The 21,653-nt window shown below is 43.5% G+C and carries 20 protein-coding genes; 17 read left to right on the top strand and 3 right to left on the bottom strand.

Features of this window, described 5'->3' with window-relative positions; all coding sequences use genetic code 11:
- Nucleotides 1–13: 13 nt before the first annotated feature.
- The 3 genes from HNQ46_RS11455 to HNQ46_RS11445 all read left to right on the top strand — a co-directional run bounded on the left by HNQ46_RS11455 (nucleotide 14) and on the right by HNQ46_RS11445 (nucleotide 3,774).
- Nucleotides 14–745, top strand: a complete 732-nt coding sequence (locus HNQ46_RS11455; protein WP_183684807.1) for a LytR/AlgR family response regulator transcription factor — start codon at nucleotides 14–16, stop codon at nucleotides 743–745.
- A gap of 214 nt (nucleotides 746–959) precedes the next feature.
- Nucleotides 960–2,288 (top strand): GGDEF domain-containing response regulator, encoded by a 1,329-nt coding sequence (locus tag HNQ46_RS11450; protein ID WP_183684806.1) that lies wholly within the window; start codon nucleotides 960–962, stop codon nucleotides 2,286–2,288.
- Nucleotides 2,289–2,385: 97 nt separating this feature from the next.
- Entirely contained in the window at nucleotides 2,386–3,774 is a 1,389-nt protein-coding gene (locus HNQ46_RS11445) for an alanine/glycine:cation symporter family protein (RefSeq protein ID WP_183684805.1), read from the top strand.
- Nucleotides 3,775–3,817: 43 nt separating this feature from the next.
- Here HNQ46_RS11445 and HNQ46_RS11440 read toward each other — a convergent pair whose 3' ends face one another.
- Entirely contained in the window at nucleotides 3,818–4,462 is a 645-nt protein-coding gene (locus HNQ46_RS11440; RefSeq protein WP_243155931.1) for a GNAT family N-acetyltransferase, read from the bottom strand.
- A 100-nt stretch (nucleotides 4,463–4,562) separates the two neighbouring features.
- Nucleotides 4,563–5,171 carry a TIGR01440 family protein gene (locus tag HNQ46_RS11435; protein WP_183684803.1) on the bottom strand — a complete coding sequence of 203 codons (609 nt, stop codon included), beginning with the start codon at nucleotides 5,169–5,171 and terminating at the stop codon, nucleotides 4,563–4,565.
- 367 nt (nucleotides 5,172–5,538) lie between these two features.
- Here HNQ46_RS11435 and HNQ46_RS11430 point away from each other — a divergent pair, with 367 nt between their 5' ends.
- The 8 genes from HNQ46_RS11430 to HNQ46_RS11395 all read left to right on the top strand — a co-directional run bounded on the left by HNQ46_RS11430 (nucleotide 5,539) and on the right by HNQ46_RS11395 (nucleotide 15,137).
- A complete protein-coding gene (locus HNQ46_RS11430) occupies nucleotides 5,539–7,662 on the top strand; it encodes a methyl-accepting chemotaxis protein (RefSeq protein ID WP_183684802.1) in 2,124 nt (707 codons plus the stop codon).
- Nucleotides 7,663–7,921: 259 nt separating this feature from the next.
- Nucleotides 7,922–9,904, top strand: a complete 1,983-nt coding sequence (gene tkt, locus HNQ46_RS11425) for a transketolase (protein ID WP_183684801.1) — start codon at nucleotides 7,922–7,924, stop codon at nucleotides 9,902–9,904.
- Nucleotides 9,905–9,929: 25 nt separating this feature from the next.
- On the top strand, nucleotides 9,930–10,622 hold the full coding sequence (gene fsa, locus HNQ46_RS11420) for a fructose-6-phosphate aldolase (RefSeq protein ID WP_183684800.1): 693 nt from the start codon (nucleotides 9,930–9,932) through the stop codon (nucleotides 10,620–10,622).
- A gap of 71 nt (nucleotides 10,623–10,693) precedes the next feature.
- A complete protein-coding gene (locus HNQ46_RS11415) occupies nucleotides 10,694–11,326 on the top strand; it encodes a redox-sensing transcriptional repressor Rex (protein ID WP_183684799.1) in 633 nt (210 codons plus the stop codon).
- Entirely contained in the window at nucleotides 11,323–11,688 is a 366-nt protein-coding gene (acpS, locus tag HNQ46_RS11410) for a holo-ACP synthase (RefSeq protein WP_183684798.1), read from the top strand. The genes HNQ46_RS11415 and acpS overlap by 4 nt, the downstream gene beginning before the upstream one ends.
- A 191-nt stretch (nucleotides 11,689–11,879) precedes the next feature.
- On the top strand, nucleotides 11,880–12,863 hold the full coding sequence (locus tag HNQ46_RS11405) for an NAD(P)H-hydrate dehydratase (protein WP_183684797.1): 984 nt from the start codon (nucleotides 11,880–11,882) through the stop codon (nucleotides 12,861–12,863).
- A 152-nt stretch (nucleotides 12,864–13,015) separates the two neighbouring features.
- Nucleotides 13,016–14,218 carry an alanine racemase gene (alr, locus tag HNQ46_RS11400; RefSeq protein ID WP_183684796.1) on the top strand — a complete coding sequence of 401 codons (1,203 nt, stop codon included), beginning with the start codon at nucleotides 13,016–13,018 and terminating at the stop codon, nucleotides 14,216–14,218.
- 178 nt (nucleotides 14,219–14,396) lie between these two features.
- Nucleotides 14,397–15,137, top strand: a complete 741-nt coding sequence (locus HNQ46_RS11395; RefSeq protein ID WP_183684795.1) for a YebC/PmpR family DNA-binding transcriptional regulator — start codon at nucleotides 14,397–14,399, stop codon at nucleotides 15,135–15,137.
- Between the two features lie 247 nt (nucleotides 15,138–15,384).
- Here HNQ46_RS11395 and HNQ46_RS11390 read toward each other — a convergent pair whose 3' ends face one another.
- The gene (locus HNQ46_RS11390) at nucleotides 15,385–17,178 is read right to left on the bottom strand and encodes an Rqc2 family fibronectin-binding protein (RefSeq protein WP_183684794.1); all 1,794 of its coding nucleotides are present in this window, start codon (nucleotides 17,176–17,178) and stop codon (nucleotides 15,385–15,387) included.
- A gap of 208 nt (nucleotides 17,179–17,386) precedes the next feature.
- Here HNQ46_RS11390 and HNQ46_RS11385 point away from each other — a divergent pair, with 208 nt between their 5' ends.
- Genes HNQ46_RS11385 through HNQ46_RS11360 form a run of 6 tightly spaced genes read left to right on the top strand, consistent with a single transcriptional unit; the run spans nucleotide 17,387 to nucleotide 21,652 of the window.
- Entirely contained in the window at nucleotides 17,387–18,262 is an 876-nt protein-coding gene (locus tag HNQ46_RS11385) for a YicC/YloC family endoribonuclease (RefSeq protein WP_183684793.1), read from the top strand.
- Nucleotides 18,263–18,280: 18 nt separating this feature from the next.
- A complete protein-coding gene (gene gmk / locus HNQ46_RS11380) occupies nucleotides 18,281–18,931 on the top strand; it encodes a guanylate kinase (protein ID WP_007156421.1) in 651 nt (216 codons plus the stop codon).
- Nucleotides 18,912–19,334, top strand: coding sequence for a DNA-directed RNA polymerase subunit omega (gene rpoZ, locus HNQ46_RS11375; protein ID WP_007156420.1), 423 nt, complete (start codon nucleotides 18,912–18,914; stop codon nucleotides 19,332–19,334). The genes gmk and rpoZ overlap by 20 nt, the downstream gene beginning before the upstream one ends.
- Nucleotides 19,334–20,605 (top strand): 30S ribosomal protein S12 methylthiotransferase RimO, encoded by a 1,272-nt coding sequence (gene rimO, locus HNQ46_RS11370; RefSeq protein ID WP_183684792.1) that lies wholly within the window; start codon nucleotides 19,334–19,336, stop codon nucleotides 20,603–20,605. The genes rpoZ and rimO overlap by 1 nt, the downstream gene beginning before the upstream one ends.
- A complete protein-coding gene (gene pgsA / locus HNQ46_RS11365; protein WP_183684791.1) occupies nucleotides 20,589–21,131 on the top strand; it encodes a CDP-diacylglycerol--glycerol-3-phosphate 3-phosphatidyltransferase in 543 nt (180 codons plus the stop codon). The genes rimO and pgsA overlap by 17 nt, the downstream gene beginning before the upstream one ends.
- On the top strand, nucleotides 21,131–21,652 hold the full coding sequence (locus HNQ46_RS11360; protein ID WP_007156417.1) for a CinA family protein: 522 nt from the start codon (nucleotides 21,131–21,133) through the stop codon (nucleotides 21,650–21,652). The genes pgsA and HNQ46_RS11360 overlap by 1 nt, the downstream gene beginning before the upstream one ends.
- Nucleotide 21,653: the final 1 nt, after the last annotated feature.

The raw sequence follows: 21,653 nt of genomic DNA, 5'->3' as shown, positions 1-21,653 counted from the left end.
CGGGAGTTTATCCATGAAGAAAATTAAGCTTGTGGTATGTGATGATGAGCTGGTACAACGGAAATTTTTAGGGGTCCTATTGGAACGATTTTTTAAAGAACGGATGATTCCGGTAGAGATATCTTACTATGGCTCCGGAGAGGAATTTCTGGAAAATAAAGAGCAGGATCTTAACCTTACAGATTTGTTTTTATTAGACATTTTTATGCCGAATTTAAATGGAATTGAATTGGCAAGAGAGATTAAAGAACGAAATGCTCCGGGGAAAATCATTTTTATCACAGGGGGAAATGACTATGTGACGGAGGCTTTTGAATTAAAGGCATTTTCCTACATTCAAAAGCCTGTGGAATATGAGAAATTTTCCAAAGTGCTTTCCCATGCCTTGGAAACCGTCGAAAAGGTAAAGTATATGGAAGTCATGGTGGACCGGGAGCCGGAACGGATTTATCTGGAAGACGTGGAATACGTAGAAACCATGGGAAGAAGGCTTCTCATTCACCTGCATGAAGATGATATGGAAACCTATATGTCCATGAAAGCCTTTATGGATCAACACGGGAAGGATGATTTTTTACAGATATCCCGCTATATTGCGGTATCCAAGGATTGCATCCAACGGATTACCGGGCGAAGTTTAATCTTGCAGGATGGAACGGAATTATCCATCAGTGAGAAGTATTTAGCTACAGCCCGGAAGGAACATACGGAATATTTGCATACTAAGAAGATGGCCAGCGTCTAAGAAGCTAGACATGGCCTCTTTGTGTGTTACTAAAGGATTTTCGATAAAGTAATTTTAATAGATGAATTAAAAATTATTTTGTGAATGTTTTCAAAGAAAATTAAGAATAAAAAACTTAAATAGAGCTTGACGTGTCTTTATCGTTTTTCGTATGATAAAAGCAGGATGTAAGATTTTTGTAAGATGTTTCCAGGGATGGTGGAAAAGGAGTAAAATGAGCCAGAGAGTGGTCATCGTGGATGACGAGTTGATTCCCAGAAAAATTGCAGAAAAGGCATTGAAGGATCATTATCAGATAGCTACTTATGACAATGCCAAAACCGCATTGGAGGATTTGCCGAATTCCAAACCGGATATTTTGCTGGTGGACTTGCATATGCCGGAGATGGACGGCTATGCCTTCTTGAAGGAGATTCGCCGTTTGGAACGCCATGATTTGGCTAATATTCCGGTGGTGATTATGACCTCTGATGAGGATTCCGGAGCGGAGATTAAGGGCTTTGATTTGGGCGCTTATGACTATATCAGAAAACCTTTATTGCCGGACCTTTTACTTCGCCGTGTGGAACGGATTATAAAAAGAGAGCAGATGCTGAAGCATCTGGAGAAAAAGGCGGATATCGATGTTTTAACGGGACTTTTTAATCGAAGTGCCTGTGTACAACAAATTAACGAGTATTTACAAATGAAAAAAGACACCGGCCTTTTACTCATGCTGGATCTGGACCATTTTAAGATGGTAAATGATCGTTTCGGTCACGAGATGGGAGATCAGGTTTTGATGGAAGTGGCGAAGGTGCTACAGGGATTGGTGCGTTCCGATGATGTGTTGGGACGTATTGGCGGTGATGAGTTCATAATTTTTTATCGAGGCTTCTGGAATGAGGATGCTCTAAAGGATCGTTGCGAGGAAATTTGTCTCAAGGTGAAATCTTGCCTGGAACATGTATTAGGCTCCTCCGTTTCAGGACAATTCGGAATTTCCATAGGTGTTGCTATGGCACCTCAACAGGGCTCCGACTTTTTAAGTCTTTACCAAAAGGCGGATGAAGCCATGTATCATGTAAAGTCCGCAGGGCATGGGGGATATTTCGTTTTTTCGGAAGAGCAGGAGGAAGAAGAGGAAATCAGCAACGTAGTTTCCTTGCCGGAGATTCAGAAAAGAATTGAGGGCAGAGATTATTTTCCCGGTGCTTATATGGTGGATTATGAAGACTTTTGCAGTATCTATCATTTTTTAAAGCGGACGGGAGAGAGAGCGCAGCTTCCCGTACAGATGGTTTTATTTACGGTAGAGGAGAGTTCGGATGCGGATCGCAGAGGAACGGAGAATCGAATGCGGAATTTCGGAGGTCTTTTGAGCAAGACGATTCGAAGGGGAGATGTGGTGGTTCGCTGCGGTAACAAACAATATATGATTTTATTGGTTGGAGCAAGTGCGGAATCCAGTCATGTGGCTATTGATAGAGTGATGCGGCAACGATCTTTGGAGGAACAAGAAGAATATCCAATTCGTGTAGAGATCAACAGCTTGATAGGTTAATAAATTATTAGAGTAAAGAGCAATTAGAATAAAGAGCATTTAGAGTAAAGCGCATTAGAGTAAAGAGCAATTAGTATAGAATAGATAGGGTAAAGGGATGAATACATTAATTGAGGTCAACCGGCTGGTGAACCGGTTTATTTGGGGAGTGCCGGCTATGGCCTGTATTCTTGGCGTGGGTTTGTATTTGAGTATCCGCACCGGATTTTTACAGCTTCGGAATTTTCCGGAGGCTATGCAGGTAACAATCGGAAGAATTTTTCGAAAAAGAGAGGCGAAGGACGGGGCTTTAACGCCCTTTCAGGCGGTTTGCACCGCCTTGGCTGCCACCATCGGAACAGGAAATATTGCCGGTGTGGCCGGTGCCATCAGTATCGGCGGTCCCGGAGCTGTCTTTTGGATGTGGATGTCCGCGATTTTAGGAATGTGCACAAAGTTCTGTGAAGTTACCCTGGCAGTTTATTATCGGGAAAGCAATAAAAAAGGGGAGCTGCTGGGTGGACCCATGTACTATATCAAGAACGGTTTGGGTAGGCAGTGGATGTTTCTGGCTTACCTCTATGCTGTATTTGGTATTCTTACGGTGTTTGGCACCGGAAACGCGACCCAGGTGAATACGATAACAGCGGCAATTAATGAGGCCTTGTTCCATTTTTCCCTATTGCCTACGGAAGGGAATGGAAGGGTAAACCTTTTTATAGGGATAGTGATTGCTGTGCTGGTTGCTTTGATTTTGTTGGGAGGAATCAAGAGAATTGGACAGGTGACGGAAAAGTTGGTTCCTTTTATGGCTTTGTTTTATGTCGTATTGTCCTTAGGGGTTGTTTTCCTTCATTTTGATAGGGTTCCCTCTGTTTTTACTACGATTTTTGCTTCGGCCTTCTCTCCCAGAGCATTTACGGGAGGTGCTGTAGGAAGCTTTATCCTTTCCATGAAGAAGGGAATTTCCAGAGGGATTTTCTCTAATGAAGCGGGCTTGGGAACCGGTTCCATTGCCCATGCAACGGCGGATACCAGAAAGCCGGTTAAACAGGGATATTTTGGAATTTTTGAGGTGTTTGCGGACACCATTGTGATCTGTACGCTGACGGCTCTTGTAATCTTATGCAGTGGAGTAGATATTCCTTTCGGAAGAGAAGCCGGCGCTGAACTTACGATTTCAGGCTTTACCAGCACCTATGGAGCATGGTCCAGTATTTTTACTGCGGTGGCTCTTTGCTGTTTTGCTTTTTCCACCATTTTAGGCTGGGGCTTATATGGAGCTCGATTTACCGAGTTTGTTTTTGCCTCTCCTATTGCCGTAAAGATTTTTTTAAGTCTTTATGCTTTAGTGTCTATTCTGGGAGCTACTGTAGATCTATCCGTGGTCTGGTCCGTGGCGGACAGCTTTAACGGTCTTATGGTAATCCCTAACTTAATTGCTCTTTTCCTCCTGTGTCCTAAGGTATTACAGTGTATTTCGGAATATCGTAAGAGTGAAGGATAGGAGAGCTTCTGTCTATTATGCAAAATGAAAAGACTGTTGTCGTTTATGCGACAACAGTCTTTTCATTTTGCACGTCCATGGAGAAGCTCCAGTTTCCCATTTGTGTTTTCGGGGTATGGATTTCTTCGTAGGACATTAAGGAAAAACCTGCTTTTTCATAAAAACGGGCGTTATTTTCCGTGTTGGTAATCAGGGTGAATTGTCCCCCGCCTTCAGAGGCTACATAGGGAATTACTCCTTCTTCCAGGAATTGTGCGCCGATGCCTTCCCCTCTACGGCTGTTTTTTACCGCTAAAGAGCTTAGATACCAGAAGGGGCATTTTTGGCTGTGAATTACCTTTTCCGCTTTTTCTGTCATGGAAATCCATGCCAGAGTCTTGAAAATACCGCCAATCATAAAGGTTTGCAGTGCCTTTTTGGAAACGTAGTCTTTAAATTCCACCCCCTTGTCCATAGGGCTTTGGATTGCTGCTACGGCAAGAATTTCTCCCTCTTCTTCAGCCAGTAACATTCTCTGTTTTCCGTAGTAAATTTCCACGGCAATAGTTTGGATAGAGCGCACAAATTCTCTGCGCTTTTCATTATCTTCAATAAAGTTAGAAAAATAAGGATAGTCAAAAAAAGAATCGGTTAATAAGTCTACGCAGGCAGTCAAATCTTTTTCTTCAGCAAAACGGTATTGTAACATGGAATCCCTCCCGTAAATCATAGGCGTATTCTTCGGAAACATCCTGTTTCCTTTTCGAAATAATTTCGACTCATTTACACAATAATATAAAATTTAATTTTTAAAGCAGGCGCTCATCATAGGAAGCACGAATACCGCCAATAAACTTCGGTCGTACTCTAGCTGCAGTAACATGGGCGTGGAGAAGTTCCTTTTGAGAAAGCCTAAGAGGAACTGCAACGGATTTTAAGTGCATTCCGATAAAGGTATCCCCGATATCCAGACCTGCATCAGCTTGGATTCTCTCTACAAGAATAGGATCCCGGAAATTCTCATAAGCTTTTGTGGAAAAGGATCCTCCTGCCTTTGGTTTCGGAACTACATTTACAGGCTCCGGAAAGGGAAGGGCTGCTCGTTCCACCACAAGGGCTCTGTTTAAATGTTCACAACATTGGGCGGCCAAAAATACTCCGGCTTCTGAACAGGCCCGATAGATACCCTGAAACAAGCATTCTGCCGCTTCCAAACTGGAGCAGCTGCCGATTCTTTCTCCGATAACTTCAGAGGAAGAGCAACCCACTACAAGAATCTGCCCCTTCTGCAGCTTAGCCTTCTCTATTAATTCTTTACATAGAGAGTAGCTTTGTGTTTCCAGCTCCTGGGGACTGATTTCTGTAAGAGGATGTTCTGCTAAAGCGTCTAAATTTCCCCCGATATTTTCGTTATTCATAAAGGCTCCTTTCTCTTCTTTGCAAAGAATTCCGGTAAATCCTCCGGTATGCGGTTTAAATTCTCTAAGGGATGGAATAGAAAATATTGTTGATTTCCTCTACAGTCTACTCGAATAAGAGAAAAATTTTCAAGTATTTTATGTGTAAAACAAAGGATTTTACTTATAATTCATTTTCATATAGGGAAAAATAAGAACTTGAAAAGGAAAGGTAAATTTGTTTTATCCTTGTGAAATTCACTTCTAAGCTACAAAAATCTTATCTGTTAAAATTTATTTATTATAGAATTTTGAATTTTGGCCGATAAAGATAGAGTCGTAAAAAATCCAGAAAAATGGAGTTTTCTACAGGAGGAGTGAAGGAACAATGAAGAAACACGATGCAGGAACAACAGGAACTAGGCAAGCACAGGGGACAAAGCGAGGTCATTCCTTAAGCGGAAGAATTTCTTTGAGCTTAGGTATTATCATGCTTTTCTTATTTGCATTGATGACCGCTTTTATCTTGGCAGTGGCCAGCGCCGCATTTAACAAGAAAAATGAGCAAAATATGAATGCTCTATCTAACTTAAATGCCGGTAGAGTGAATAAAATCACAATCAATACCAGCAATACTATGAAGTCTTTAGCAGAGAGCTTCGTAAATTTTCATAAAGAAGATGGCGAAGATTCAGCTCTTAGCGGAAAGAGCAAGCTGGAAGAAGCTACCGGAGCATTGACGGTTTCGGAGGCTGAGGAAGAGTATTACTTGATGAAAACCATGCAGAGCTTTGCAAAAAACAATTTGGGAATTGTGAGCCAGGCATTGCTCTTGGAGCCGGATGCATTTTCCAAGGAAAACAGCAATTACTCTCTTCGTTATGATACCGACGGAGACAAGTTCTCCATGGTGCCTTACGAGGTTTATGGTACACAGGATTTTTATAAGCAGGCACAGGAGAGCAAGACAGCTTCCGCAACTCTTCCTACGGAAAATCCGGATACCGGTAAGGGAAGCTTCTATATGACCGTTCCCATTCTGGACGGAGATCGTTTTTTGGGCATCGTAACCACAGAGATTTCCACAGAGGTTTTCAACGAGTTGGATATGAGTACACTTGGTTATGAAAATGTGTTCTTTGATGTTTTAGATAACCAAAACAACTTCGTTTACAGTAATAATCCGGATGCGAAGGGAAAGAACTTAGGAGACTTAATCGGTCAGAAATATAACGATATGCTGGTGGAAAAGATGCAGAGTAAAGAAGCATTTTTCCAAAGAGATGGCCAGGTTCGTTACTATGTACCTTTGCAAATCGAGGGTGTAGATTGGTGGGTGCAGACCGCTATGACGATTCCTCATTTTGATCAGGAGAAAAATCAGCTTTTATTTGCTTTGATTTTGTCCGAGGTCATCATCTTTATTTTGGTTCAGGTCATTAACTTTGTGCGGATTTCCAATGCCTTAAAGCCATTAAAGAAGATCAGCGAGGTCGGAAAAGAAGTGGCAGGCGGAAACTTTGATGTGGAAATTCATTATCCCCATAAGGATGAAATCGGAGAGCTTTCCGGCAGTATTTCCGAAGTCATCGGAAGAAGTAAGAAGATTGTATTTGACCTTAGAGACCGTTTGGACGCTATGGCAGGCGGAAACTTTACCGAAAATCTTGAAAGCGAAGAGTATGTAGGAGATTATGCACCGCTTCTGGAAAGCTTAAAGCATATTCAAGAGGATATGAACAGAACCTTACAGGAGGTTCACGCTTCTTCCGTACAGGTATTAAGCAGTGCAGAGCAGGTAAATACCGGAGCGCAAAGCCTGTCTCAGGGTGCTACGGAGCAGGCTTCCTCCATCGAGGAGCTGTCTGCCAATATGCAGGATATTTCTCAATCCATTCAGGCTTCTACAAAGACTGCAGGAGATGCTTACAAGCTCCAGGGAGAAGCAGGAGTTGCGGTTCTTCAGTCCAATGAGAAGATGGAAGAAATGCGTAAGGCCATGGACGATATTACCGCAAAGTCCAATGAAATCAGTAAAATCATTAAGACCATTGATGACATTGCCTTCCAGACCAATATCCTTTCTTTAAATGCAGCTATCGAGGCGGCAAGAGCAGGAGCAGCCGGAAAGGGCTTTGCCGTAGTAGCGGATGAAGTAGGAAACCTTGCCCAGAAATCTGCCAAGGCGGCACAGAATACCGGATTACTCATTGAGGAAACCATTGAAGCTGTGGAAAAGGGAGCAAAAATCACCGAAGAAACAGCAGAATCCTTAAATTCCGTTTCCAAGAGTACGGAAGAGGTAAATACTTTGATTGAGAAGATTTCTTCCGCATCCAGTAAGGATTTGGAGGGTATCACTTCCTTAAATCAGGGCTTACAGCAGATTTCTTCTGTAGTACAGGCCAATTCCGCAACAGCAGAACAGAGTGCGGCAGCCTCCGAAGAGCTTACCGGTCAGGCCAATAAGATGAATGAATTGGTGGAGCGCTTCCAGTTGAAGGAAGAGTAAGAAACAAAAGCTAAAATAAAAGCTAAAATAAAAACTAAAATAAAAGCTAAGATAAAAGCTAAATAACAGCTTAAACATTAGAAATAGCCTTTATGGATAGGGGCTTGAAAAAGGGAAATACGAACCCGATTTCATCCCTTTATTCTATAAAGGCTTTTTTGTATTTTTAAAGTCCAAAATTCATAGACATTTTTTTTCCCTATGGTAAGATAGAAAACGTAATTTTATAAAGAAACGGTCAAGAGCTTAGGAGGAAAAAATGAATAAAGAGATTGAAACGAAGGCAATAAACAGTATCCGTATTCTTTCTGCAGATGGAATCCAAAAGGCGAATTCAGGACATCCGGGATTACCCTTGGGAGCGGCTCCCATGGCGTATACCCTTTGGGCGAAACACCTTCATTTTCATCCTGAGCATCCGGACTGGGATAACAGAGATCGCTTCGTTTTATCTGCAGGGCATGGTTCCATGATGCTTTATTCTTTGTTGCATCTTTTTTCCTTCGGTCTTACAAAGGACGATTTAATGCAGTTCCGTCAATTAGGTTCTCTTACCCCCGGACATCCGGAGTATGGTCATACCAAGGGAATTGATGCCACCACCGGTCCCTTGGGGGCAGGTCTTGCTATGGCGGTAGGTATGGCTATGGCGGAAAGTCATTTGGCGGCAGAGTTTAATAAAGAAGATTTAAAGTTGGTAGACCACAGAACCTATGCTCTCTGCGGAGACGGTTGTCTGATGGAGGGAATTTCCTCCGAGGCCCTTTCCCTTGCCGGAACCTTGAAGCTGGATAAATTGACCATCTTGTATGATTCCAACAAGATTTCCATTGAGGGCAATACGGATATTGCTTTTACGGAAAATGTGGAACAGCGTATGCAGGCCTTCGGCTTTAAGACCTTAACGGTTGAGGATGGTAATGATATCGAGGCTATTTCCAAGGCTATTGAAACAGCCAAGGAAGACTGTTCTGCCCCCTATTTTATTACCATTAAAACCCAAATCGGTTATGGCGTTCCTAAGAAGATGGGAAGTGCTTCCGCCCATGGAGAACCCTTGGGAGAGGAAAATATTAAGGAGATGCGGAAGTTTCTAAACTGGGAAGAGGAAGAGCCCTTCCTTGTACCAAAGGAGGTTTATGCCCACTATGATGCTTTGGTAGAGGAAAAGAAGACTTCCTACAGTGCCTGGGAGGAGTTAAGAGCAAAGTATGAGAAGGCCTACCCGGAGTGCTATGCCAAGTATTGTGCTTATCATAATCCGGGAAGTGCAGCCGCTCTTTTACAGGAGGAAAAGCTTTGGACAGCAGTGGAGAAGCCGGAAGCAACCCGTTCTTCCTCCGGAGAAGTGATTCAGATTTTAAAGGATTTGGTGCCGAATCTTTTCGGCGGTTCTGCAGACCTTGCCCCTTCCACAAAGACAGAAATGAAGGGAGAGGGATTTTATTCTCCGGAAAATCCTCTTGGAAAAAATATCCATTTCGGTGTAAGAGAGCTGGCTATGGCAGGCATTGCCAACGGAATTCTTCTGCATGGAGGACTTCGTTCCTATGTAGCGACCTTCTTCGTCTTCAGTGATTATGTCAAGCCTATGGCAAGACTGGCAGCCCTTATGGGATTACCCCAGATTTATGTATTAACCCATGACAGCATCGGTGTAGGAGAGGATGGACCTACCCATGAGCCAATTGAACAGCTGGCTATGCTGCGTTCCACTCCGAATTTCCGGGTGTTTCGTCCCTGTGACAGACAGGAGACTGCGGCGGCTTGGTTCTCCGCATTGTCCAGCACGGATTGTCCTACAGCTATTGTTCTAAGCAGACAGAATCTTCCCCAGTATTGTAAGGATGGAAGAGATGCTTTGAAGGGCGCCTATATTCTTTCCGGAGGAGAAGAGGAGCCCGAGTTAATCCTTATGGCCACCGGTTCTGAAGTAGAGCTGGCAGAAGAGGCAGCTAAGGTACTTCGCGGAGAAGGAAGAGCGGTTCGCGTAGTTTCCATGCCTTCCTTAGAAGTATTTGCTCTGCAAAGTCCGGAATATCAGGAGAAGGTATTACCCAAGTCTTGTAGAAAGCGTATTTCCATCGAGGCTCTTTCCACCTTTGGTTGGGGCAAATATGTAGGCTTTGAAGGAAAGAGTATCGGTCTGGATCGCTTCGGCGCCTCCGGCCCTGCCAAGTCCCTTTTCAAGGAATTTGGTTTCACGGTAGAAAGAGTTGTGGAAGAGGCAAAGAGCTTATAAATTTTCTGTTCAAGGAGGGAAAGAGATGAAATTTTATATTGATACAGCGAATGTAGCGGAAATTCGAGAAGCCTATGATATGGGAATCATTGCCGGTGTAACCACTAATCCTTCTCTCATTGCTAAGGAAGGTCGGGACTATCAGGAAACCTTGAAGGAAATTGCTTCCTTTATGGATGGCCCCATCTCCGGAGAAGTACGGGCGGACAGCGATACTGCGGAGAAGATGATTGCGGAGGGACGGGAGATTGCCGCTTTGTCCAAAAATATGGTGGTGAAGATTCCTATGACGGCGGAAGGTCTGAAAGCGGTAAAGGTGCTGTCCAAGGAGGGAATCAAGACCAATGTTACCCTGATTTTCTCTGCAAACCAGGCCCTTTTGGCAGCCAGGGCGGGAGCAAGCTATGTTTCTCCTTTCTTGGGAAGATTGGATGATATTTCCTCCGACGGTCTTATTCTGATTCAGGATATTATGGATGTTTTCAGCCAGTACCCGGAGCTGGAAACAGAAGTGATTTGCGCTTCCGTAAGACACCCGATTCATGTTTTGGAATGTGCAAAGACCGGGGCGGATATCGCTACCGTGCCCTTTAAGGTTTTACTGCAAATGATTTCTCATCCTCTTACAGAACAAGGCATTGAAAAATTTAAGGCAGATTATGCGAAGGCATTTCCAACGAGATATCGCACGCTTGCGAGCGACACTCGTTATAAATAAAGAATTGACATCTTTTTCACAGCACAGTATAGTAAAAAATGCTGTGAAAGATGACAATTTATGAGGGTACTATGGAAAAAAAAGGAATATCCCAGGCGGTAATACAGCGCTTACCAAGATATTATCGATATCTAGAGGATTTAATGGATCAAAAAATTGATCGCATCTCTTCTTCGGAACTATCCAAAAGAATGCATTTGACTGCTTCCCAGATTCGACAGGATCTGAATAATTTTGGCGGATTTGGACAGCAGGGCTACGGTTATAATGTGAAGAATCTTCATGAGGAAATCGGGAAGATTCTAAATATCGATCGAGAGCATCCTATGATTATCGTAGGGGCCGGACATTTGGGCATTGCCTTGGCCAATTATACGAATTTTCGTAAACGGGGCTTTGTCCTTCGAGGAATTTTCGACTCTAACCCCAAGCTTTGGGGAGAGAAGGTAGGAGATTTAAAGATTGCTCCTATGGAGGAGATTGAGTCGGTGGTAAAGCAATACCACATCCGCTTGGCTGCCATATGTATCCCTAAGGATGTGGCAGTACCGGTGGCGGAGAAATTAATTTCTTACGGCATTGACGGTCTCTGGAATTTTGCCCATGTGGATTTGGAAGTACCGGACCATGTGGTGACGGAAAATGTTCATTTGTCAGAAAGTCTTATGCGCCTGTCCTACCGTGTCTTCGAGGAGCGTTCATGATTTTGGGAATCGGCTGCGATATATTGGAAATTGCCCGTTTAGAAAAATTAGTAAAAAACAATTATACCCATAGGGTATTCACAGAAGAAGAACGCCGGCAAAGTGAGGGAAAACTCTCTCGCTTAGCCGGTGATTTTAGTGTAAAAGAAGCGGTATCCAAATGCTTCGGTACCGGTGTCAGAAGCTTTTCTCTTTTGGATATTGAAGTGCTTAGAGACAGTCTGGGGAAACCCTATGTGAAGCTCTATGGCGGCGCGGAAAAGATTTTTCTGGAAATGGGCGGAAAGGCCCTTCATGTCAGTATCAGTAATACCGGAGATCTGGTAATGGCTTATGCGCTTATGGAAGGAGAAGGCTTTTAGATAATGCAACGAGAGTTTGATACATGCTAAAAGATAGAATGAGATTTTGATAACTTCCAAAAGATATGATGAGATATACAATCGAAAAGATATGATGGAATTCTGATAAAATCGAAAAGATATGTTGAGATTCTGATGAATTCTAAAACTGTGGTAAAAATATGACAAAAGAGGAACAGGATGGCTTCAAAATGAAATTTTTTATTCCTAAACGAAATCCGGCTTCCCATAAGGGTTCCTATGGAAAATGTCTGATTATTGCGGGAGCGGAGGGAATGGCCGGGGCAGCTTATTTTGCGGCTCTGTCCGCCTATCGTACCGGTACCGGGCTGGTGAAGCTGTGCAGTGCAAAGAAAAATTGCGGTATTTTACAAAGCTTAATTCCGGAAGCCATTATTCTGTCTTTTCCGAAGGGAAAGGAGAATTTCCAAGAATTGGAAAAGGCGATAGAGTGGGCTGATTTTCTGCTGCTTGGTCCGGGAATGGGCACAGGGGAAGAGGCAGAAGAGCTATTGCGCTTGGTTTTGGATAAGGGAAAGGCTCCTTTATTGATTGATGCGGACGGACTCAATCTTCTTTCTCGGAATTCTGATTTGCAAGCTTTGGCAAAATCCTATGGAAGGAAATCTCTTTTATTCTTAACTCCTCATCTTATGGAGTTTTCCAGACTTTCCGGGAAAAGCCTTACAGAAATCGAAAATTGCGGAGGAGAAATTGCAAAATCCTTTGGAAAAGAGTACCATTGTATCTTGTTGTTAAAGTCTCACGATACCATGGTGATTTCTCCTGATGGAGAGCTTGTCTATCAAAGGAAGAAAAGCTGTGCCGCCCTAAGTAAGGGAGGCTCCGGGGATGTATTTGCCGGAAGCATAGCCGGAATTTACCTGATTTTAGAGGAAGAATCTAAGCGAAAAGCAAAGGCTGATTTATCTCAGACTGCATTTCCTTTAGAAGGCTCTAATGAGAAAAATTCTGATGTGGTAAAAGAAGATAGTTCTGTAATGCCAATAGGGCAAGGCTGTAAAGCGGCGATTTTGTCCTGTGAGGCGCAGATTTTAGCCGGAGAGCTGGCTGCCAGGGAATGGGGAGAACATGGAGTCCTGGCTGAAAACATTGCTAATGCCATGGGTAAGGCTCTGGATCGTTTGGAAGAGCAGGGATGTTCGATAGACTAAGGCTCAAAAAGGGAAGATTTTTGCCAAAGGGCGAATCAGGGAATCTGTCAAGCTAAAACGAATTAAAGAAGACAGATTATAAAAGTCAGATTATAAAAGACAGATTGAAGAAGACAGATCAAAGAAGACGGTAAAAGAAGGTAAGCGAAGAAATGTGTTTGGGAAGAGAAAGCTATGGCAGAACCTATGCGGTAGTGGAGTTAAGTTATTTACAGGATAATATCAAGGCAGTGAAATCCCATCTTCGGAAGGGAATGCAGTTTTGTGCTGTAGTGAAAATGGATGCCTATGGCCATGGAATCGTGGAGGTAGCCAGAGCAGTAGAGGAAGAATGTGCTCTCTTTGGGGTAGCTACCATTGAAGAAGGAATTATATTACGAAAGGGAGGAATTACAACCCCCATATTAATTTTAGGAGTGGTTCCCAAGGGGCAGTACAGAAGTCTTTGGCACTATGATATTATGCCCTCTCTGTTTACCAGAGAGCAGGGAGAAGCTCTCTCCGCTATTTCCAAAAAGGAGGGAAAGAGTCTGCCCTGTCATTTGGCTTTGGACACCGGAATGGGAAGAATCGGCATTCAGGTAGAGAAAGAGGGCGCTGTAGAGCTGGGACTGGAACTTTTCTCCCTGACCGGAATTGAAATCTGCGGTATTTTTTCTCATTTTGCCTGCTGTGACGATAGGGATAAGTCTTATACGGAGATGCAGGAAAGGCGTTTTGCAGACTATCTTAAGGCTTTAGAGGAGAGGGGAGTCAAGCTTCCCCTCTGTCACCTTTCCAACTCTTCGGGAATTTTAGAGGGACGGGGAGTACAGTACGATATGGTGCGGGACGGCATTGCAATGTATGGGCTTTATCCTTCCAAGGACATGGAAAGAAAGCTACCCTTGAAACAGGTTCTCTCCTGGAAGGCTAAAATCAGTCATATTAAAGAAGTTCCGACGGGGGAAGCCATTTCCTACGGTGCAAGCTTTATTGCCAAAGAACCCATACTGGTGGCAACTGTTCCGGTGGGCTATGGAGACGGGTATCCCAGAGTCCTTTCCAATAAGGCGAAGGTCTTAGTGGGAGGAAAGCCTTGTCCCATTCTTGGCAGAGTTTGCATGGATCAGTTTATGATTGATGTGAGCCATACAGAGGCGGAAATCTTTCAGGAAGTTACTCTTCTTGGACAGGAGGGAGAGGAAGAGATTTCCCTTTATGATTGGGAAGAATGGGGCGTTTTTTCCTATGAATTCCTCTGCAACCTGGGAAATCGAGTACCCAGAGTATACAAAATGAAGGGAAAATGGGTGGGAACTTATGATCCCTTGTCTTCCTTGCATATCGAGGAGTATCAGGAGGAAGAAAGTTAAACAGCGGAAGAAGCCTCTTTACCTATTATTCGGATGGAAACATAAGCTGAACAAAATCTGTTAAAAAATCAATTCAGCTCTCCAGTGCAAGGGAATGGCCTGTTTTTTGGAAAAAAACTTGCATAGAAGGGGAAGACTGGCTAATATAGAAAAATATTATAGAAAGTAGGAGATAAGCATGTCAGGACATTCAAAATACTCAAACATTAAAGCAAAGAAAGAGAAAAATGATGCCGCAAAGGGAAAGATTTTTACCATTATCGGTCATGAAATCGCCTTAGCCGTAAAGCAGGGAGGAGCAGATCCTGCCAGCAACTCCAAATTAAAGGATGTCATTGCCAAAGCGAAGGCTAACAATATGCCCAACGATACCATTCAGAACGGTATTAAGCGTGCAGCAGGTGCTTTGGATACGGTAAACTTTGAAGAGCTGCAGTACGAGGGCTACGGAGTAAACGGGGTAGCTATTATCGTTAAGGTGTTGACTGATAATAAGAACCGTTCCGCAGCGGATGTTCGTTCCGCTTTCACTAAGGGAAAGGGAAGTCTGGGAAGTCAGGGATCCGTATCTTTCCTTTTTGAGGAAAAGGGACAGATTATTCTGGATAAGGAAGAAATGGAAGACTTAGGTCACGATGCGGAAGCCTTGATGGATATGGCGATTATGGCAGGTGCCGAGGATTTACTGGAAAGAGATGATTACTATGAGATTCTCACGGATCCCGGCGAGTTTTCCTCTGTGCGAGAAAAGCTGGAGCAGGAGAACCTGCCTATGGCGGAAGCCGATGTGGTTATGATTCCGGGAAATACCATTTCCGTAACCGATGAAGAAGCGGTAAAGAATTTAAGAAAGACTCTGGACCTTTTGGACGCATCCGATGATGTGCAGAATGTTTACACGAATTGGGAAGAGGAATAGGTCTGACTTTCTGGTAAAGGGCAGAAGAAAAAGAGAATATAGAGCTGGAAACAATTTTCTATTTCATACAGTATAGGTCTGGAATGGGGGCAATCTGAGCCCGCCGGTACTTGCGAAAAACGAAGGAACTGCAGTTTTTCGCTTAGTATCCGTTGCAGGGCGAGGTTAGCGGGAGCGTGCCCCAATTCCAGACCTATACTGTTATGAAATGCTTAAAATTCATCTTCTCTTTTTCTTCTCTGAAACTTTACCAGGGGAAGTCTTTGATTTCTTCCAGCTTAAGCTTTGGGCTTACCAGTATAGAGTAATTCTGGTGATAAATCACAAAGCCAGGGGCGGCTCCAGGGACCTTTTTCAGGTTCTTCTTCTGGGTATAATCCACCTCTACCTTTTGGCTGCTGCCTTCCGAAGAGAAGTAGGCGGCCAGCTCTGCAGCCTCTTCAAAGAGACGATCGGGAAGTTCTTCCAAATCCTTTCCCTCTGTTTTGGCTATCACATGGGAGCCGGGAATATTTTTTCCATGGAACCAAAAATCCTTTCCTTCTGCAATCTGGAAGCTGAGGATTTCATTTTGCTGGTTATTTTTTCCCACATAGAGAAGATAGCCGTCTGAAGAACGGAAAAGTCTTGGCTTGGACTGGTCTTCCTTTCGCTGTTTTTTCTTCTTTCCGCTTACTTTTTTGATATAGCCGAAGTCTCCCATTTCCGCCCTTATGGCATCCAGATCTCCTGCGCTTTCCGCAAGCTGTATACTGTTCATAATGGATTGGAGGTGGTAGAGCGTTTTTTTGCTTTCTGCTACCTGCTCTAAAAGGTTTTGTTCCGTCCTCTTGGCCTTATCATATTTTTCAAAATATTTCTTGGCGTTATCCATAGGAGAAAGGGTAGGATCCAAAGGAATTTTTTCTTCTTTTCCTGTATAGTAATTTTCGCATACCAGTTCTTTCTCTCCTCCGGAAAGGCTGTAGCCATAGGTGGTTAAGAGTTCTCCGTAGATTCTGAATTTATCTTTTTTCTCCGTATCCTTTAACTGCTTTTCCTGCAATGCCAGCTTTTTATTACAACGCTCCAGAAGGGTATGGCACTGCTTCTTTAGGTCGGTGGATTTTTGCCGTACCCTGTCGTCCCTCTCCTTATTTCCATAGTATTGAAGGAGGAGGGCGGAGGGGGAAGCAATGTATTCTTCGGAAAATGCCGGATTGCCCTTGTATTGTTGGACGGAGAGTGCAGAAAAGTCAAAGGCTTTTTCACCCTCATACAAAATGACCGGATGAAAATCCCTTTCTTGAATCGTTCTCCGAAAGGCCAAAATGGCTTCCTGCACCCGCATCCCTTCCTCCGAAGATAAGGTATTGGAGAGTTTATCGATGGGGAGAGAAGCGCTAAGGCAAAGTTCTCTGGCCAGCAAGGGGCTTAGTCCGGAAAAGCTTTGGAAGAGGCATTCCCATAAGGGGAGGGCATCTTTTTCCAAGAGAGCATCCAGCTTATCCATAGGGAAGGATAAAATATTTTCCTTATGGAAGGCATCCGGAATGAAATATTCCCTCCCGGGAAGCACCTCTCTTACGGAGGACTGGCTCAGGGAAATTCTCTTTATGGCGTCTAAAATTGTATAATCTTCCTTCAGCAAAATGATGTTGGAATACTTACCCATAATCTCCACAGCCAAATGCTTGATACCTACATCCCCCAGCTCATCTCTATGGGATATATCCAAAAAGAGCACTCGCTCCAGCCCTGCCTCCGTAAGCTTTAGAGAAGCCTGCCGAATGCTTTGGATAATGCCGTTTCCGATATGCTTTCGAAGGGACATACAAAAGCTGGGGGCGGTAATGGGGGCGGTTTTCCCTTCATTTGCCAGATATAGAAGAGGGAAGGAGGGATTGGCGGAGAGGTGGAGAATCTCCGTGTTTTTTTCCTTCTTTATAAAAAGCTGTAACTCATCTTTTTCACTTTGGATGATTTTGGAAATCTTTCCGCCTAAAATTCGTTCTTGAAATTCCGCGATGCACGCTGCAAGATACAATCCGTCAAATGCCATGAAAACCGTCCTTTTCCACTTGAAATAGTAAATCCACCTTGCTATCATACTGGAATACCGGCCTGTAAGTTTGGTGGTTTATACGTAAATGAAATTGCCGACAGGAAAGTTCTTTATCCTTTCCGGCTATGACTTTTCCTATATTTTCGTAGGAAAAGCTACAAAGAGGATAAAGTAAAGGCATGAAAAATGCAAGAGAGGGGGCTTTATGAGTATCAAAAGTATGACAGGATTCGGCCGCTGTGTGGGAGAGAAGGATTGCTCCGGTATCACGGTGGAAATCAAGTCGGTTAATTCCCGTTTTTTAGACCTGTCTATACGCCTGCCCCGGACTATGCAGCATCTGGAAATGAAGTGTAGAGAATGGGTGAAGGAAAGAATTTCCAGGGGAAAGGTGGAAATCTTTGTTTCTCTGGAGGACAGCACGGAAAAAAAGAAGAAGCTTTTGCTTCGGGAGGATTTACTGGATGCCTATGTGGAAAGCATTAAAAAAGTAGCCGAAAAATATTCTCTTCCCTATAATCTGGATGCCAAGGAGCTGGTATTCTTTCCGGAAGTGGCTCAGATTGTGGAAGGGGAGGAAGAAGATCGGGAGGAAGCTCTTTTCTTGGCTATGGAGCTGGCTATGACAGAATTTCAAAAGGCCAGAGAGAAGGAAGGAAGCAATTTAAAAAGAGATATTCTTTTAAAACTTTCGGAAATGCAGGAAGGCATTGATTTCATTAAGGGAAAAGAAGGGGATATTCAAAGGGCTTATGCTGAGCGTCTTCGGAAGAAGATGGAGGAGATGCTTTCCGGAAGAGAGGTAGAGGAAGGCAGAGTTCTTCAGGAAGTGGCAATTTTTGCTGATAAGGTGAGTACGGATGAGGAAATCACAAGGTTGCAAAGCCATATCCAAAGAATGGCAAAGCTTTTAGAGGAAGAGATTCCTATAGGAAGAGATTTGGATTTTCTTTTGCAGGAAATGAATCGGGAAAGCAATACCATATTATCTAAGGCTAATGATTTATCTGTATCCGAGAAGGCTTTAAAATTGAAAAATCATATCGAAAAGATTCGAGAGCAGGTACAGAATATAGAATAAGGGAAGCAGGAAAGAAGAATGGAAAAGCATAAAGAAAAGGGAATTTTGGTGGTGGTGTCCGGGTTTTCCGGGGCAGGGAAGGGAACGATTATGAAGAATCTGACCCGAAAATATGATAACTATGCCCTGTCCATTTCCGCAACAACAAGAGCAGCAAGACCGGGAGAGGAGGAAGGAAAGTCCTATTTCTTCGTCAGCAAGGATCGCTTTGAAGAGATGATTGATCGGGATGAACTGGTGGAGTACGCCAAGTATGTGGACAATTATTATGGAACGCCCCGAAAGTTTGTGGAGGATTGTCTTAACGAAGGAAAGGATGTCATTCTGGAGATAGAGATTCAGGGAGCCTTGAAAATTAAGAAAAAATTTCCCGACAGCCTTTTGATTTTTATGGCACCACCCTCCGCTGAGGAGCTTAGAGCCAGACTAATCGGCAGAAACACCGAGGATGAAGCGACAGTTAATAAACGCTTAAGTCGTGCCATTGTAGAGGCGGAAGGTGTGGAGGCCTATGACTATATTCTTGTCAATGCAGATATTGACACATGCACGGAAAAACTGCATAATTTAATCCGTGCCTCTCATGATCGGGCAGAGGTACATTTGGATCTGATTGAAGAAATCAGAAAGGACTTAAGGAGGATAGAAGATGCTACGTCCAACGTATAATGATTTAATAGAATCTATGAACCGCAATAGAGAAGAGGGGGAATTGGAAGTACAGTCTCGCTATTCCGTAGTAATTGCCAGTGCTAAGAGAGCCAGACAGCTGATTGACGGAGAGGAACCTTTGATAAAGGGAGAAGAGGGTAAGAAGCCTCTTTCCATGGCGATTGAAGAGATTTCCCGTAACCTTGTCAACGTAGAAAAGGGCTTGGATTATGAGGATGAGCCGATTATCCTTCCGGAGAAAGAAGAGTATTCTCGTTATGCCATTGATGAAGATTTGGATGAGGACGAGGATGTAGAAGAAGATTCGGAAGAAAAGGACGAAGAGGAAGACTTTTCCGAAAGGGATGAGGAAGAGGAAGACTTCGGAGAAGACGATTATCAGTCTGATAGTGAGGCCTAATGAAGCTTTATCTGGAGAGCTTAGGCTGTGATAAAAATAGAGTAGACGCGGAGAAGCTGCTTTTTGAGTTGTTAGAGAAATATCCCGGTTCCTCCGTTACCGATGAGCCAAGTGAAGCGGAGATTGCCATTGTAAATACTTGCTCTTTTATTGGTCCTGCCAAGGAAGAAAGTATTCAGTGTATTCTGGATTTGGCGCAATACAAGGAAACGGGAAAGCTGGAGAAGCTTATTGTAGCAGGTTGTCTCGTGGAGCGCTACAAGGATGAGATTCGGAAAGAGCTTCCGGAGATTGATGAAATTACTTCCGTAAAGGATTATGTGAAGAGACTGGACCATCAGATGGCCAGGGTAGAAAGCGGAGAGAAGTACAGTCGCTACTTAAAGATTGCAGAGGGCTGCGATAAATATTGCAGCTACTGCATTATTCCAAGGCTTCGCGGCCATTATCGTTCCATTCCCAAAGAGCTGGTCTTGGAAGAGGCAAGAGCTTTGGTTTCGGAAGGGGCCGGGGAGCTGATTTTGGTTGCCCAGGAAACCACTCTTTACGGTACGGATCTTTATAAAAAGAAGGCTTTGGCAGAGCTTTTGGCAGAGCTTTCCGAGATTCCGAATCTTCAGTGGATTCGGATTTTGTATTGCTACCCGGAGGAAATAGAACCGGAGCTGATTCGGGAAATGAAGAGGAATCCGAAGGTATGTCACTATCTGGATCTTCCTATACAGCATGCCTCTGACAGGATTTTAAAGAGGATGAATCGGAGAACCAGAAAGGAAGAGCTGAAGGAAAAGATTGCTCTTTTAAGAAAGGAAATGCCGGATATTGCCTTGCGCACCACGATTATTACCGGCTTCCCGGGAGAGACGGAAGAGGATTTTCAAGAGGTTTTGGACTTTATTTCGGAAATGCGCTTTGATCGCCTGGGAGCCTTTCCCTATTCTCAGGAAGAGGGAACCAAGGCTGCGGAGATGGAAGATCAGATTCCCGAAAAGCTGAAAAATCAAAGACTTTCTCAGATTATGGAGCTGCAGCAAAATATTGCTTTCCGAAAGGCGGAGGAGCAGATAGGAAGAAAGCTGAAGGTTTTGGTTTGCGGCTATGACGAGGAGGAACAGAGAGTGCTTTGCCGTTCCTATATGGATGCTCCGGATGTGGACAGCTATCTCTATGTTTTCGGAGAGAAAAAGGAAGTGGGTAGCTTCCTATATGCTAAGGTAATAGATACGGAAGGCTATGATTTGATAGGAGAATGGTGTGAATCTGCCGAATAAATTAACGCTGTTACGAGGAATTCTTGTTCCTTTCTTTGTGTTTTTTATCCTTTTAGAGGGTGGAAACAATCTTCTTTACCGCTATATCGCTTTGGGAATTTTCTGTTTTGCTTCCTTTACGGATTTTTTAGATGGTTATCTGGCCAGAAAGAATCATTTGGTGACCAATTTCGGAAAATTCATGGATCCTTTGGCGGACAAGCTTCTGGTGTGCTCTGCATTAATATGCTTGATTCCCCTGGGTGAGCTGCCGGCTTGGTATGTGGTCATTTTAATCGGAAGAGAGTTTGTGATTTCCGGTTTTCGATTGGTTGCGGCAGATCATAATATCGTTATTGCCGCATCAATCTTTGGAAAAGCGAAAACAGCCAGTCAAATGCTTATGATTATTTTGCTTCTTTTACAGATTCCCGCTTTGGCTTTTGTGAATCAGATTTTTATTGTTTTATCTTTAGTGCTCACCATTCTTTCTTTGGTGGACTATGTATATAAAAATCACAGGGTGATTTCAGAGGGAGGCTTCTAATGGGAGATAAAAAAGAAAAGAAGGTTTTGGTGTATAATAGTGAGGCACCCATTGAAGAACAGGTGGTTTCTTTACTGAAAGGTTTAAAGAAAACCATTACTACCGCCGAAAGTATAACAGGCGGCATGATTTCTGCCGCGATTACTTCTGTGGAAGGAGCTTCCGAATGTTTTAAGGTGGGTTATGTCAGTTATTCCAACAAAGCAAAAAGGAAGTTGCTTTCCGTTAAGAAGGAGTTATTACGAAAGGAAGGAGCAGTTTCCTCCTCTGTGGCAAAGGAAATGGCTATTGGAGCCATGATGGAATCCGAGGCGGATTTGGCGGTTGCCGTAACCGGTAATGCAGGTCCTACTGCCTTGGAAGATAAAGAAATTGGTCTGGTTTACATTGCGGTTTGCGCCGGAGGAAAGACAAAGGTAGAAGAGTATCATTTTACGGGAACTCGAAAAGAAATCCGGGAACAATGCTGTAACACCGCATTGGTGATGGTAAGAAACTATCTTTTGGAAAAAATGACTTAGT

This window comes from Oribacterium sinus, assembly GCF_014202695.1.
Classification (GTDB): domain Bacteria; phylum Bacillota; class Clostridia; order Lachnospirales; family Lachnospiraceae; genus Oribacterium; species Oribacterium sinus.
The sequence above is the reverse complement of the archived record's forward strand: the minus strand, read 5'-3'. Positions and strand labels throughout refer to the sequence as shown.

What these genes read in the sequence shown, in the direction of transcription:
- fsa (WP_183684800.1), top strand. Translation starts at nt 9,930, where the DNA reads ATGAAATTTTATATTGATACAGCGAATGTAGCGGAAATTCGAGAAGCC.
- HNQ46_RS11440 (WP_243155931.1), bottom strand. Translation starts at nt 4,462, where the DNA reads ATGTTACAATACCGTTTTGCTGAAGAAAAAGATTTGACTGCCTGCGTA.
- HNQ46_RS11415 (WP_183684799.1), top strand. Translation starts at nt 10,694, where the DNA reads ATGGAAAAAAAAGGAATATCCCAGGCGGTAATACAGCGCTTACCAAGA.
- HNQ46_RS11360 (WP_007156417.1), top strand. Translation starts at nt 21,131, where the DNA reads ATGGGAGATAAAAAAGAAAAGAAGGTTTTGGTGTATAATAGTGAGGCA.
- rpoZ (WP_007156420.1), top strand. Translation starts at nt 18,912, where the DNA reads ATGCTACGTCCAACGTATAATGATTTAATAGAATCTATGAACCGCAAT.
- HNQ46_RS11405 (WP_183684797.1), top strand. Translation starts at nt 11,880, where the DNA reads ATGAAATTTTTTATTCCTAAACGAAATCCGGCTTCCCATAAGGGTTCC.
- HNQ46_RS11430 (WP_183684802.1), top strand. Translation starts at nt 5,539, where the DNA reads ATGAAGAAACACGATGCAGGAACAACAGGAACTAGGCAAGCACAGGGG.
- acpS (WP_183684798.1), top strand. Translation starts at nt 11,323, where the DNA reads ATGATTTTGGGAATCGGCTGCGATATATTGGAAATTGCCCGTTTAGAA.
- HNQ46_RS11390 (WP_183684794.1), bottom strand. Translation starts at nt 17,178, where the DNA reads ATGGCATTTGACGGATTGTATCTTGCAGCGTGCATCGCGGAATTTCAA.
- rimO (WP_183684792.1), top strand. Translation starts at nt 19,334, where the DNA reads ATGAAGCTTTATCTGGAGAGCTTAGGCTGTGATAAAAATAGAGTAGAC.
- HNQ46_RS11385 (WP_183684793.1), top strand. Translation starts at nt 17,387, where the DNA reads ATGAGTATCAAAAGTATGACAGGATTCGGCCGCTGTGTGGGAGAGAAG.
- HNQ46_RS11445 (WP_183684805.1), top strand. Translation starts at nt 2,386, where the DNA reads ATGAATACATTAATTGAGGTCAACCGGCTGGTGAACCGGTTTATTTGG.
- alr (WP_183684796.1), top strand. Translation starts at nt 13,016, where the DNA reads ATGTGTTTGGGAAGAGAAAGCTATGGCAGAACCTATGCGGTAGTGGAG.
- HNQ46_RS11455 (WP_183684807.1), top strand. Translation starts at nt 14, where the DNA reads ATGAAGAAAATTAAGCTTGTGGTATGTGATGATGAGCTGGTACAACGG.
- HNQ46_RS11450 (WP_183684806.1), top strand. Translation starts at nt 960, where the DNA reads ATGAGCCAGAGAGTGGTCATCGTGGATGACGAGTTGATTCCCAGAAAA.
- HNQ46_RS11435 (WP_183684803.1), bottom strand. Translation starts at nt 5,171, where the DNA reads ATGAATAACGAAAATATCGGGGGAAATTTAGACGCTTTAGCAGAACAT.
- HNQ46_RS11395 (WP_183684795.1), top strand. Translation starts at nt 14,397, where the DNA reads ATGTCAGGACATTCAAAATACTCAAACATTAAAGCAAAGAAAGAGAAA.
- tkt (WP_183684801.1), top strand. Translation starts at nt 7,922, where the DNA reads ATGAATAAAGAGATTGAAACGAAGGCAATAAACAGTATCCGTATTCTT.
- gmk (WP_007156421.1), top strand. Translation starts at nt 18,281, where the DNA reads ATGGAAAAGCATAAAGAAAAGGGAATTTTGGTGGTGGTGTCCGGGTTT.